Origin of the sequence: Lactococcus formosensis (genome assembly GCF_018403745.1) — a bacterium.
Lineage (GTDB): Bacteria > Bacillota > Bacilli > Lactobacillales > Streptococcaceae > Lactococcus > Lactococcus formosensis.
This window is the reverse complement of the sequence record NZ_BOVP01000009.1, coordinates 49,413-62,451: the sequence shown is the minus strand read 5'-3', so window position 1 is coordinate 62,451 and position 13,039 is coordinate 49,413. Positions and strand designations below refer to the sequence as shown.

Below are 13,039 nucleotides of genomic sequence, written 5' to 3'. Positions count from 1 at the left end.
TTCATCAAACTGCTTCACTAACCGCTTAAGAAAAGCATAGGCTGCTTGTGTGTCCCGTTTTTTACGTAACCAAATATTGGACCAATGTCAAATATTTAGACACAAAATGAGATACGTCTTCTTAGACCAATGTTCTTTCATATTTCCGTGTTCAGAAAATGACCATTTTCTGGACACTTTTTATTTTCTACAAATTTCGTCAATATCTTTTATATTTCGTGTTCATTAACTCGTAATTTAATCTATGTTCATTTATATATATTGTTCTAAGTTATGGTACAATTGAACTAACGGAGGTGCAGAAATTTGAATATTGGATATGCACGAGTTTCAACTGGACTACAAAATTTAGATTTACAAAAAGATAGTCTTGGAAAATATGGTTGTGAGAAAATATTTACGGATCACATGTCTGGAAGTAAAAAAGATAGACCTGGTTTAAAATCAGCAATAGAATTTTCTCGTCCCGGTGATACAATTGTCGTTTGGCGATTAGATCGATTGGGAAGAAATATGGAGGACTTAATCAGTATAGTCAACTCTCTTAATGATAAAGGAGTAAGTTTCCATAGTTTGCAAGAAAATATCACGATGGATAAATCAAGCTCTACTGGACAGCTCATGTTCCATTTGTTCGCTGCATTTGCGGAGTTTGAACGTAACCTTATTCTCGAACGTTCAGCTGCAGGAAGAGCAGCAGCACGTGCAAGGGGAAGATTAGGTGGTCGTCCTGAAAAGTTCACTGAGAAAGATATAGAATTACTTAAAACACTTGTGGAGAGCGGAACACCAATAAAGAATATTGCGGAGTCTTGGGGTGTTTCAAGAACTACTATTTATCGATATATTAATAAATAGTATATATTTAAAGCAAAATCAGGAGATGATGATGAATATCTTACAAAAAATTTCAGATAAACTTATGATTCCAGAAGATGAAATTGAAGGCAAACTATTCAATGATTTCTTCATTTTATACGAGGAAAGAACTAAAAAAAAATTAAAAATAACAGAGGAGTCCTTTGCTTCAAATGATTACAGCAAGGAAAACAATGGAATAACTATATACCCAAATAGAGGTTTAAAATATGGTAATTATGCTGAGTTTAGTATTATATGTTCATCGGAATACCCTATGTTTAAATTAGGAGATGTTGAAATTGAAATCTCTAAATCCAGTACACTTTACGAACTGCTAGTTAGCCAAACTGATGATAAATACCATGATAGAACGTATATGACCACCATTTCACTACGAGGAATAAATAAAGACAATCTAAAGGATTATCTGTACCAAGCATTATTTATCATAGGAAATTATTTAATCGATAACGATGACACAGAGTACCCTGTAATTGATGAATTTATTGGCGAAGATTACGGTATGTACAGTATTAAAAACTTTTACATTAATAGAAATATTTTACCTGAACCCAATAGTATTAATAATTTTTCGCTCTTTAAAAACTCTGAAGTCTTAAGTTTTTACAATGCTGGAATGGAAATAAGAGATCACGAATTATCGTTCCAATATTTCTACAAAGTACTTGAATATTTTTATATAATCAATCGATCAGATGATTTTAGAGAAAAAATTGAGCAATATAATAGTAAAAATAATATTCAAAAATTTATTACAGAAATTACAAAGATTTATAAGGATAAGGAAATCAACCAGTTAAAGTATCTCCTTAGTGCAAATCTTGATGAACTAAACTCAATATTGGAATTTGCCAAAGAAAAGGATTTAATAGAAAATACAGAATCAGATTCTTTAGCAGAAGCTATTTATAAATATCGAAATAGCCTTGTCCACGGTAAAAGCGATGATGCTTTCGATTTAAAATTACCTGAATTATTGAATAACGAAAAGGAAATAAATTGGATAAAAGTAGTCCACCAAATTTCTTTAATCTTAATAAAAAAATATTGTTTAGACTAACTAAAAACAAAAATATAAACCCCTAGGATTTTATAGCTTAGAGGTTTATATTTTGTTATAATGGTGAAGTAGAAGTTTAATAGACGGTGGCTCTTGAAAGTGGGTGATGCTTATGAATATAAGTACAAAATCCAACAGAAAGGAGCGCTCTTATGATGGCTGTAGCAATGTTAATGACTGCAATTTGTAGTTTCCTAATCAGTTTGCTTACGTTTGTCATCTTGTTGATTGAAAAAATCACAAAAAAATAAGAACCGTCTAGCTTTGGTAGGTTAACGGTTCTTAGAACTAAATACTGCCACCGACTTTTAATCGGCTACATGGGACTTGTTTCGAGCAAGTCCTTTTTCTTTACTCCTATTATAACATTATAAGAGACTTTTGCAAATACTTTTCTTTTATTCAAATTAAGAGAAATAGTTATTTTTTAATTTTCCATCAAAATGAATGAATACTAGATATAGTGTCCTTTCTTTTGTTTTCATAAAAAAACCACTAGATATAGTGGAAAAACAATTATAGGTTTGATATAATTAACTTAACTTGAAAGGCCTAGCTTTGCGAGTTTCCTCAGATAATGACAAGAAAAAAAGTGGAGGTAACGCTTATAAAGAAAAATTGTAAACTGTCCTCTGCGGAGGAGATTTATGGATATTACTGTCCTTGAAGCAGTCGTTTCTGTCGTTTCAATGGTATGTACTATCATTTGTACAATCTATACTGTACGTAGCTTTTATAAATAAAGCTTTTACAAACACAAAAAAACCTTAAACAAGTTTGGTCGCTCCGTTTAAGGCATCTCAATATTAAATTAAATTAAACATTATCTGAGTTAAAGAAGTCTGTCTGAAGCGGGCTTCTTTTATCTTAAACATAATTACTATTAATTATGTACTAAATAAATTATAGCATAGAATGTCAGACATATTTCATTATTGAATTCAACAATTTGTTAAATATAAGATTACTATATTGTTACAATTTCGCCTTCTACTTTAACCCAATAAACCTTCTTTTCTGCGTAGCGACACTAATTCCAGTCTTACGTTCAATCATTTTATATGTCATTCCCTGCTTCTTTAATTCAAAAGCAAAAGCGATTTGTTCTCCAGTATATTTTTGAGGTCGTCCTTCCTTGAAAGCTGGGTCATTGTCCCTGGCATATTTTTTCCCCTCACTTGTACGGTTGACAATCATATCTCTTTCAAATTGGGCAAAAGCACTAAATATAGTGAAAATAAGTTGACCTGTTGGAGTGTTATCAATAATCCCCATATTTAAGATATGTACTTTTATATCATTCTGGAACAAATGCTGAATGATTTCCAAAGCTTCTCGAGTATTTCTTGCAAATCGGTCCAATTTCGTCACAATAAGCATATCATCTTTTCGAAGTTGATTAAGTAATTTTTGAAATTCTGGTCGCTCGGTTGTTGTCCTAGTAAATTTTTTCTGCCCCTGCAGCTTTTAAATTTTCAATTTGACTTTCTAATTTTTGATCCGTTGTACTCACTCGAGCATACCCAAATTTCATAATTTCTCCTCTATTTATAACCCTTAGTTATGAGCCGTTGAAATCTCTTTATTTATAGTATACACAAAAATAGCTCAAAACTGTTAAGTTATGAGCTGTTAGATTTCCAAAAATAAAAAGCAGACAACTTTGCGAGTATCTGCTTTAGTAATGAGTATATCTATTTATGATACACCTTTATTTTACCAAATTGAAATAAGGAGCGCAATCAATAACAACACTTTTTTACATATATAAAGTATACTGTGAGATTAAAGATACTATTTCTTAAATCAATCTCCTCTCTTTAAAACCTCTTCTCTTTCTTTTCTAAACAACGTACTCCGTCGATACTCTGGGGGTAAAAACATTCGAATTTGATCTGGATTAACTTTGATAAACTCTAGTGCCTGATTTAATGTCAGTGTTTTAAGTAAACGCATTTTAGACATTTCTTCATCATTAAGATGATTAGGGTACTTCAATAAATCAGTAAACCCCTTCTCTGTAGAGGAGAGAGCAGTGATTAACTCTTCTCGAGAAATTTGATCAGAGGAACGTATACAAACTTTAATTCCATAGCTCTTAAACCACTCTATAGCTCTAGGAGTAGACGTGCATCTTTGCCTATAATATAAATGAATCATCCTGTTCTCCAAAAATAAAAGCCTCCTTAAAAATTTAAGTAGGCTTTTATCTTATCACTCTCTTTCTTGGGTTTCTTTGTTATTTTTTAATTTTCTTAACAAAATCAAAATAATAATCAAGAGAAGAGAAACAACAATTATACCTACAAGTATATAGATCCAAGTATTATCCTTCTCAAGAGAGACTGCTTCTTTATTATATTTCCGTGACTCTTCACCTTTTATTTCAAAGTCTTTTTCAAACTTCCACTCCTTGTCCCCTGATTTCCCTACACCTTTAAAAGTGTATTTCCCAGGTTTAAAGGGCTTATTATTCAGACTCATCGCAAAATCAAAATTAGAGTTTGGCGCCATACGAAGGTCTTCTTTCACTTCGGAATAAAGAACTTCACTGCCACCTTTTTCATAAACCTTACCTTCTATTTTTAAATCTTTTAGAATAGCGGGTTCATAATTTTGAATATTTGCAGTAATAACATTACGATAATTGATTTGTTTAGCTTGCACTGCATTTAATCGTAATTCTGGTTGAACAACAGTATCTGTCTCTGTCAGTTTAACACCGATCACATAAGCATACTTATTTACAATTTGACTGCCTTTAGAAGTATCTTTCTGATCTTTTCCCTGATCTTTTTCAGAAAAATATATTCCTCCCAAGATTGTTCCATTGTATTCTTCTTGTGGCATTTGAACATGAATTTTGACTTGCTTTTGACTTTTTGCAGGAACAGTCACTTCTTTTTCTGTTGTCGCAATATCTTTAAAGCCTGTCTTTAAGCTACTGTCACGTTTCGTCTTCGTATCGTTATATTCCACAATACCATTTTGATTGGTAATGGCAGTATTAGGATTCACTTCAACCGTCACTTCCTTAGAAGTATCATTGCGCATCTCCACCATTAAATCCTGAGATTGTCCTGGTTTCATACGTAGATCAAAATAAGATTGAGATTTATCCACTTGATTTTCTGGAAGTACTGCCTGAACAGAAAATTTCATTTCTGCCGCAGATACTGTCCTAAAACCAGAGAAAAGAAGAACTATACCTATAAAAAAGAGAAATAAACTTTTCTTTTTCACTCTCTTCTCCTTATTACGCTGGTGTATCTGTCAATGTCCAAGTGAGGCTAGTTTTATACTCCCCTTGAACTTTTTTGGTTTTACCAGGTACTGACAATGAAACACTTGATTTTCCTTCTTCTTCATCTGCACCAAAACGGTTCAACCATGTCCCTGTCCCTTGGTCTTCTTTCGCATCCAATACATCTGAAGAAACTCCCGGCGTCAAAGAAATCCCTTGGTTAGCGGTTGGTTCAATCCCGTCATTTGGTGTAGACAAGCTCGCATGATCCAATTTAAGTACCGCTCCAGCTAATTCATCTTCACCACTTTTAAACTGTCCATCTTGGGTCACAGTTAAATGCCATCCAGCATTAGAACCACGTTTATCTGTCACTTGAACAAAGTTTGGACGACTAATTTCTGTACCATCTGATGCAATAATATTATCCAATTGAGCATAATATGTCATATCTGTCCCTGTAGTTTTTTGTTCACCAAAGCGTAGATTAGAAACATAATCAATACTCAATGGACCTGATGTTGGTTTTTCATGATCCCCTGGGTCTGTTGGAGTAATTGGCTTTTCAGGGTCTGGATCCATAGGATCAATAGGATTTACTGGTGCATCATCTGTTACATAAGAGATTGTCCCTACAGATTTCATTGATGCGCCATCTGCTTCCACAGGCTCCTCTGCCAAAGCACGAGAAGCACCAAATGCAAATCCTGTTAAAAGTACTGTTGTAGCCAAAGCTGTGTATGCTGTTTTTTTCATAATTTTTTCCTTTTCCTTATCAATCTATGCATTCCATTACGCTGGTGTATCTGTTAACACCCATGTTAAATCAGTCGTGTATTTCCCATCTTTTACCTTTTCAGAAACTCCGGGAACGCTCAATGAAATACTCTTATCTCCGTTGCTTTCGTTACCAAAACCATCTAACCATGTGCCCATCCCTTGATCTTGTTGGGCAGTCATGACATCTTGGGCTGCGCCTGCAGCACCGTCTGCACCTGGAATTAAAGTAATCTCAGAGTTTGCGGTAGGAGCAGTTGCTTGGTTATCAGGTGTTGTTTTTACAATAGGATTGATAATTTTAATTTCTGCACCTTTGAGTGCCTTGGCACTCTCGCCTTGTTTTGTTGTAAATTGTGTCCCTTGTTGGACTTGCAATTTCCAGCCCGCATTTGTACCACGTTTATCTGAGACTTGGACCCAGTTGGGTTTATCTATTGTTTGACCTTCTTCTGCACCTTTAATTTTATCAAAGACCGCATAATATGTTTCATCCTTAGCAGAAATCTTTTGTTCACCAAAGTGGAAACTTGACGCATAGTCAAGACTTAATGGTCCATTCGTAGGCTCAATTGGATCAACCGGATTTACTGGATCCTTTGGATCTGTCGGATCTAATGGATTTGTTGGATCTGTATCTTCCACAAAACTTACATCCCCTGTAGTATTCACAGAATTATCATCTGCGTGAACAACAGATGCAAAATTTAACATTGAACTACTTGAAAGTAAGACTACTCCTGCCATAAGTAAGTGATTCATTTTCATTATGTTTTCTCCTAATATTCTTTTTTTATTTTTTTTGTTGTAAGAGTTATTAAGCTTGTGCTTAAGAATAAGAGCCCAAGCATTTGCCAAGCTTGACTACTTGATTCCCCTGTTTTAGGGAGAATAGTCTTTCCAGTATAAACTGGAAAAGAGGTATTTCCACTGGGAATGAGGGGATCTACTTCTGGGGGGAAGTAAGATTGATCAAAATGAATAGATGCTTGGCTTTCCATATTGGCGGTTATATCCGCATGCACAATTTGATTGTTTCCTACCATGTAAAGGGCAACAATACTAAAGAACAATCCTTTTTTTAAAATCCTTTTCAAATTTTTCACCTCCTTTCTCTTATACAGGTGCATCAATCAGTTTCCAATTAATAACACCTGTATATTTCCCAACTTTTACAGTCCCTGGGGCAACTTGAAGGAGAAGACCTTCTTGAGTGGGCCATAAAACATCGTATAAATCATCAGTTTCAGTACTTGTGCCATCAAATACGTTCATTTCACTACTCGAGGTAATCCATTGATCCGATTGATTGCCCTTACGGAAAAGCAGTATATCATCTTTTAAAGGTTGTCCTGAACTGTCTTTAAATTGATCCACAAGTTGTGCAGTAACACGCCAGTTGCGTTTACTCAACCGTGTGTCTTCTACAATGATTTTCCAATTTGGATCTTTTCTTGAGATGGTTTCTGTATGAGATGATATTTTAGTTTCATTGAAACTGAGTTCACTTGGAACATCATAAAAGCGAAGAACATCAGATGTATAGGTATAAGTAACGGCTTGAGGTTGATCTGTGAACTTTCCTGTTGTAGGGCCTTCCACTTTTTTGAAAGTGTAGCCAGGGATGTCTTTTTGTTCTATTGTATAAGATTGTCCCATAGGGCCACTGCTATGAACATCTTCTGAAATTTTATTGTTATAGGTATCTATATATTTTGTAGTAACTGCTTGAGGGATATTTGCAGTATACGTATTTTGAGAGGATTCTTCTGTTTGATCCCCATACTCACTAAATTCTACGTAATAACCTTGCACAGAATTAAACGGTCTAGGAGGCTGATAATAATCGTGCATATCATTCCACAGATCGTTCAAATTAGCAAACTGGAGCACACCCTCTTGTCCATTTGTATTATTGGGCTCTTCTGACTTAAAATGATTATACACCCCAGGTACCGGTCCCTTTATTGGATCATATGTTTTAGTATTATAAAATACTGTACCAGCCTCTGGGCCATCTAGCCAATACCACTGTTCTCCTTGTTTATAATCAACATTCTCATGTTCAAATAATGTATTTTCACTAATTACCTGTTCATCATTAATTCGATTCCCATTTGAAAAAACGTAGTGTGTACCTCCTAAGTATCCTGGTTCTTTTGCGATTGAATTATAAATGAAGTCTTGTTCTTCTTGTGAGGTAATCGTAGCTAAATATCCTGTTAACCCTTTATAAGTGGTTTGTTTTGCTTGATTATATGATTTTTGAAATGTGACAATTTCATCTTGCAGATAAGGTACAAATAAATAATAATGGTGTTTCCCTGAAGGATCAACCCAATTAGATATTTTGTTCTGCTCAACTGTAATAGATACCGCACCCGGGGCTTTGTATTCTGTATTCGTCATAAATCTTAAGGTAGACAAGAAATTTTTAACAGCTGTTGTAGAAGCACCAGGATTAATGATAATACTGTATCCTGAAGAATTAAGATTCAATTCCCATCCCTCTGGCATCATAGCCTCATTTATATTACTAGACATCCCATTTGGAATTCCAATACTAAGTGAACCATATCCTTCAGAATTATCATCTAATATAATATTTTGTATAGAAAACTCTGTTCCTTCATTATTTTCAGGAGAAAGGGTATAAGAAAAATTATAACTTTTAGACGCTAAAACTTTATTTCGTTCAACTGAAGTAGTCTCACTCACATCTGTATCTAAATTTTTAATATCATCTTCTGTCCCGGATAACTCTGGAGTATCATTATTATCTTCTGTCCCAGACTCTTCTTGACTTTCTTCATTCTCGTTTTCTGGAGAAGAGGTTTGTTGGTCTTCCTCCTCTGTACTCACATGGGGCGCTTCACTTGAGGAAGGGGGCGTTACTTTAACCGTAACTGAACATGGTGAAGAAGTAACCGGCTCACCTTCACGTACAGTACGTGCGGTGAAATCATAACTCCCCTCTTCCTTAGCCTCAAGTTGTAACGTGACTTGTTTCTCTTGTCCCTCCACCCAGTCAATAACCAACTGATTATTGACTGTATCCTGTGTCACACCAATACTCGAATTGGAATTCGACTGATAAGTGACGCCTTCTGGAAGAGGAACAACTATTTTGGTATCCTCTTGATTACTGTCTGTCACTGTTAAAGCGATTGATTTGTCCTCTGTCTCTGCTTGAAGAACAAGATCAGAGACAACCGTATCCCCTGCCATAATTTTAGGAATAACAAGACTTGATAGTGTGATAAGAAGTCCTAAAACCGTGAGGACACTCAAAATAGTAAAGCTTATTTTTCTCTTCCTAAGCCATTGTTTTAATTCCATTTTCATTTTATTAATACTTTCCCTTTCACTTCTTTTTGATCCACAAAGCCATAATTACGGCTATCTGTGGAGTGGGAACGATTATCACCCAAAACAAATAGTTTTCCTTCAGGTACTGTTTCTCTTCCACTTATTTCTTTCAAAGTAAAGTCCTCCGTGACTGGTTCTGTATAATTCGTAGACGATAAACGATTATTCACATAAAGCTTCCCTTGCGTCGCATATACTGTATCCCCTGGTAAAGCAATTATTCTTTTCACAAACTCTTTATTGGCCATCTGAGGGACATTAAATGCAATAATATCTTGGCGCTTTAATGTACTGGGATGTTTCTCTAAGACAATAATTGCCTTGTCATTTAATAGAGGTTTCATTGAATTACCTTCTATCGTACGTATGCCATAAAATTGCAAAAGAACAAATAAAAGAAGAACAATAAAAGTGACTATCCCGCCAGCTAAGCACATCATTTTTAACCGAGGCCTTTTCTTTTTTTCTTTTCTTTTTTCGTGTTTATTTTTATTTTTTTGATATGAAAGTTGTTCTTTATCTTGATCTGATACTTGCTCACTACTTGTTTTTTTTACTTTTTCCTGTAGACTCCTCAAGCGTTGCAAAATAATATCTGTATCTTTTTCTTTTATGTCAGATTCAAGCACTTCATCTTCTTCATTTTTTTTTACTTGTTTGTCAAAAGAAGGATGAAATTCATATGAAAGGTTTCTCTTATATTTATTGAACACCTCTTCAACTTTCATACGAAAAGTTGGAATGAGGTTGGAAGCATGATAGCCCATTTCTTCCAAACAATCCGCCAAAACCCCATCTTCCTCTCCTTGTCTATGATTGTAAAAAGAAACGGGAATGAACTCAACTTTATAACGATGAAGCGGACTCTTCATTATCTTCGTCCAAATAATTTGAGGAAAAACACTTTCAAGTTCTTCTAAAAAATTTAATACAGGGAAGGTAGAAAAGTTTGAGGCTAGGTCAGTGTTTTGAAGCGTGAAGTAATATTTTTTATTTAAAAGAGAAACATCAAAATCATCATACAGTCTGCCTTGCTTTTTCATTAATTCTTGTAGGACTTGTGAGGGGCCAAAAGAATCTAACATAAACAGACATATTTCCTCTGCTTCTTTACGACTTTCTCCTCTATAAAGTTTAATCATTTTCTCTTACCTCATGAGCGAAAGATCGAATACAGTGAATATTATTGTTCAGAACTTCCAATAAGTACCTCTAAACTTTTAATCCATTCGTTAAGATCTTGATCAGCTTTCATTTTAAAATTCACAATATCTTCTCGTAAAAGTTGTCCTTCTTGTCTCATACTGTTAAGTGCAGCCTGTTTTTGATGTTCAAAAGTCTTGACCTCTTCCTTTGCTTTTTGAACAATATCATTAGCTACACGCTTAGCATCCAGCATAACCTCTGCCAAGTCTTTTTCAGAAAGTCCAATTGGATTCTGTTTCTCTAATTCTTGAATTTTCAATGTATTTTGTTTTAAGGTATTGATATAGTTGATTTCATTTTTTTCTAAATTCGCGTTCTTCAAACGCAATTGTTCATTTTCTTTTGCCAAAAATTCAAGCTTCTTTTTATTTTCTTCTACTTCTTGAATAATTCCACTCAATTCTGTTTCAAAACTACTCAAATCTCTTTGATTGGTTTCGCTATAGTTTCCCATGTTTTCTCCCTTTTTATATAATGTGACGTTATGACAATAAACTTTCCGAAAAATTATTATTTGTATTAAAAAAATTAGTCATTTGATTTATATCTTCAATACTATTATTACCACCAGAAGTAGTGAATGAACTGACAGCTGGATTTAATATGTTATCTGCCCAAAAAAGAGAAACTTGGAATAAGATTATATTTTTTCATCTATCATTAAATACCTTTTCTATATGTAATTTTCATACAACAATTTATTCTACATTATTATTCCCCATAAAGATATATATATTTTACGGCCACTGTTATACAGTTTTTGTATGCTTTTTTTATTTGGTATTTTATATTTTTATTTATATAATATATTTAGAGAAGTTTAAAGGAAAACATTATGGAAAATTTACTACCAAATTATTTACAAAGAGAATTAAGAATAATTTATTTTATCTTAGGAAAAGACTCTACAAGTATTTCCGAAATATCCAAAAAATTTTCTATTTCGAAACGACTTGTAAAACATTCCATTATTAATATTAATTCTCATTTTACAGATTTATTGCATAAAAAATTCTTTATCCAATCAAATAATTTAGGAATCATATCAATTAATCCTCACTATAAAAAAACTTCATTACTTGATGTCAATACTTTAAAACTAAAACTATTAAAAGAAAACTCTCTTTTTAAATTATGCTTAATATTAATTACAAATACCAGTATTTCTAGGGAAAAAATTATAAAGAACCTATATATTTCTGATATCTATTTAGATAAATTGATACATTCACTCAGAAAATATCTACTTACTTATAATATATTCATAAAATCTACAAAAAAAGTTTTTTATCTAACAGGAGAAGAAATATATATAAGAATTTTTTCTTACATTTTTTTATTTACTTCTTTTAATGAAATAGAATGGCCATTTGATAGTCTTTCAAAACCTTTTATAGAAGAAAAAATATCTGAACTAAATATTTCATCAGAGATTGTTTCCCAAAACAATCCCTCATTACTTTATTTATACTCAATATTTTATCTAAGAAATTCTAATGGAAGAATACTCAGTAGATATATTTCTATTGAAGAGGAATATATTTTAAATGATATCTATCAACTATTAAGTGAAGTTAATTTAGATAAAAAATTTAATTTAAATTTTTCAATCAATACTAATAGTGTAGAAATTAATTATTTTATTTTTTTACTACTACTTACTAGTTCTGATATTTTAACTTCTACTCTAAAGAAGAAATTAGGGAGTTTTTTCTTAAACTCAAATCATCCCTATTGTATATTAACTAAGAATATAATGACAATCAATCTCAATAAAGATATATCCCCTGAAATTACTTATTATGAAAAACAAATTGCCTATATTCTTACTATCACATTAATAGCTAGTTACATAATGGAAGAAGTAGCAATACATTTTATATATCTACTAACAATGGACCACATTCCATATTTAGATATAAAAGAAAAAAACACTGAATATTTTAGTCATTTTAAAGAAAGAAACAAAAATATAGCTATAGGTAAAAATCAATTATTTATTATTAGCAAATTATTCCAATCATCATTTTTTTCTCAAATAAAAACAAATCTACAAATTTTTATTAAAATCACTAAAGATATTTCTGCCAGTGAACATATCAATTACAAAATACATCAATTGTATAATAAAGAATCAATAAAATTTACTGAAAACTATGAAAAAGCAGATATCATAATCACAGACACCTTGGATTCAAGAATCGAAAGAACCAATATTTTTTATCTAGACTCTATTAATAATATAGATGCTTGGAATGAACTATTATCTCTTATTACAAAAGAATATTTAACAAAACAAAATATACTATTAAACAAAAAATAATCCTAGAATCATTTGTATATTTTAGTTTGTTGTTAAAATATACAAATATTTACTTCTTAAGATATATTGCAACTAATCTTTACACTTTTAGTCTAGATGATCATTATTTATTATCCCATTCTTTATTTCCAGAAATTATCATAGGTTCTACGAGTTAAGACTCCTGTTTCCATTGCTA

General features: G+C 32.5%; 12 protein-coding genes and 2 pseudogenes. 4 read left to right on the top strand and 10 right to left on the bottom strand.

What is annotated here, in order from left to right; all coding sequences use genetic code 11:
• Positions 1-78 (bottom strand): annotated as a pseudogene (locus tag KJS37_RS09490) (IS6 family transposase); the annotation flags it as partial.
• A 228-nt stretch (positions 79-306) separates the two neighbouring features.
• Between KJS37_RS09490 and KJS37_RS09485 the strand changes: the two are divergent.
• The 3 genes from KJS37_RS09485 (at position 307) to KJS37_RS10500 (ending at position 2,193) form a co-directional block, all read left to right on the top strand.
• A complete protein-coding gene (locus KJS37_RS09485; protein WP_213497114.1) occupies positions 307-858 on the top strand; it encodes a recombinase family protein in 552 nt (183 codons plus the stop codon).
• 31 nt (positions 859-889) lie between these two features.
• Positions 890-1,942 (top strand): hypothetical protein, encoded by a 1,053-nt coding sequence (locus tag KJS37_RS09480; protein WP_213497112.1) that lies wholly within the window; start codon positions 890-892, stop codon positions 1,940-1,942.
• A 152-nt stretch (positions 1,943-2,094) separates the two neighbouring features.
• Positions 2,095-2,193 carry a putative holin-like toxin gene (locus tag KJS37_RS10500; protein WP_373306145.1) on the top strand — a complete coding sequence of 33 codons (99 nt, stop codon included), beginning with the start codon at positions 2,095-2,097 and terminating at the stop codon, positions 2,191-2,193.
• Positions 2,194-2,932: 739 nt separating this feature from the next.
• Here the strand turns inward: KJS37_RS10500 and KJS37_RS09470 are convergent.
• The 9 genes and pseudogenes from KJS37_RS09470 to KJS37_RS09430 form a co-directional block, all read right to left on the bottom strand.
• Positions 2,933-3,476: pseudogene (locus tag KJS37_RS09470) on the bottom strand (recombinase family protein).
• A gap of 272 nt (positions 3,477-3,748) precedes the next feature.
• Positions 3,749-4,102, bottom strand: a complete 354-nt coding sequence (locus KJS37_RS09465; protein ID WP_213497108.1) for a thioredoxin domain-containing protein — start codon at positions 4,100-4,102, stop codon at positions 3,749-3,751.
• 54 nt (positions 4,103-4,156) lie between these two features.
• Positions 4,157-5,185 (bottom strand): WxLIP family cell surface protein, encoded by a 1,029-nt coding sequence (locus KJS37_RS09460; protein ID WP_198943959.1) that lies wholly within the window; start codon positions 5,183-5,185, stop codon positions 4,157-4,159.
• Between the two features lie 13 nt (positions 5,186-5,198).
• Positions 5,199-5,942, bottom strand: a complete 744-nt coding sequence (locus tag KJS37_RS09455) for a WxL domain-containing protein (protein ID WP_213497106.1) — start codon at positions 5,940-5,942, stop codon at positions 5,199-5,201.
• 36 nt (positions 5,943-5,978) lie between these two features.
• Entirely contained in the window at positions 5,979-6,731 is a 753-nt protein-coding gene (locus tag KJS37_RS09450) for a WxL domain-containing protein (protein ID WP_213497104.1), read from the bottom strand.
• A gap of 11 nt (positions 6,732-6,742) precedes the next feature.
• Positions 6,743-7,069: an LPXTG cell wall anchor domain-containing protein gene (locus tag KJS37_RS09445; protein ID WP_213497102.1), complete on the bottom strand. Its 327-nt coding sequence runs from the start codon at positions 7,067-7,069 to the stop codon at positions 6,743-6,745.
• A 10-nt stretch (positions 7,070-7,079) separates the two neighbouring features.
• On the bottom strand, positions 7,080-9,308 hold the full coding sequence (locus tag KJS37_RS09440; RefSeq protein WP_213497100.1) for a MucBP domain-containing protein: 2,229 nt from the start codon (positions 9,306-9,308) through the stop codon (positions 7,080-7,082).
• On the bottom strand, positions 9,305-10,474 hold the full coding sequence (lepB, locus tag KJS37_RS09435; RefSeq protein ID WP_213497098.1) for a signal peptidase I: 1,170 nt from the start codon (positions 10,472-10,474) through the stop codon (positions 9,305-9,307). Before lepB ends, KJS37_RS09440 begins: the two co-directional genes overlap by 4 nt.
• A gap of 41 nt (positions 10,475-10,515) precedes the next feature.
• Positions 10,516-10,992 carry a hypothetical protein gene (locus KJS37_RS09430; RefSeq protein ID WP_213497096.1) on the bottom strand — a complete coding sequence of 159 codons (477 nt, stop codon included), beginning with the start codon at positions 10,990-10,992 and terminating at the stop codon, positions 10,516-10,518.
• Positions 10,993-11,373: 381 nt separating this feature from the next.
• Between KJS37_RS09430 and KJS37_RS09425 the strand changes: the two genes are divergently transcribed.
• The gene (locus KJS37_RS09425; protein WP_213497094.1) at positions 11,374-12,861 is read left to right on the top strand and encodes a helix-turn-helix domain-containing protein; all 1,488 of its coding nucleotides are present in this window, start codon (positions 11,374-11,376) and stop codon (positions 12,859-12,861) included.
• The last annotated feature ends 178 nt before the right edge of the window (positions 12,862-13,039 follow it).

What these genes read in the sequence shown, in the direction of transcription:
- KJS37_RS09450 (WP_213497104.1), bottom strand. Translation starts at nt 6,731, where the DNA reads ATGAAAATGAATCACTTACTTATGGCAGGAGTAGTCTTACTTTCAAGT.
- KJS37_RS10500 (WP_373306145.1), top strand. Translation starts at nt 2,095, where the DNA reads ATGATGGCTGTAGCAATGTTAATGACTGCAATTTGTAGTTTCCTAATC.
- KJS37_RS09465 (WP_213497108.1), bottom strand. Translation starts at nt 4,102, where the DNA reads ATGATTCATTTATATTATAGGCAAAGATGCACGTCTACTCCTAGAGCT.
- KJS37_RS09425 (WP_213497094.1), top strand. Translation starts at nt 11,374, where the DNA reads ATGGAAAATTTACTACCAAATTATTTACAAAGAGAATTAAGAATAATT.
- KJS37_RS09480 (WP_213497112.1), top strand. Translation starts at nt 890, where the DNA reads ATGAATATCTTACAAAAAATTTCAGATAAACTTATGATTCCAGAAGAT.
- KJS37_RS09430 (WP_213497096.1), bottom strand. Translation starts at nt 10,992, where the DNA reads ATGGGAAACTATAGCGAAACCAATCAAAGAGATTTGAGTAGTTTTGAA.
- lepB (WP_213497098.1), bottom strand. Translation starts at nt 10,474, where the DNA reads ATGATTAAACTTTATAGAGGAGAAAGTCGTAAAGAAGCAGAGGAAATA.
- KJS37_RS09440 (WP_213497100.1), bottom strand. Translation starts at nt 9,308, where the DNA reads ATGAAAATGGAATTAAAACAATGGCTTAGGAAGAGAAAAATAAGCTTT.
- KJS37_RS09455 (WP_213497106.1), bottom strand. Translation starts at nt 5,942, where the DNA reads ATGAAAAAAACAGCATACACAGCTTTGGCTACAACAGTACTTTTAACA.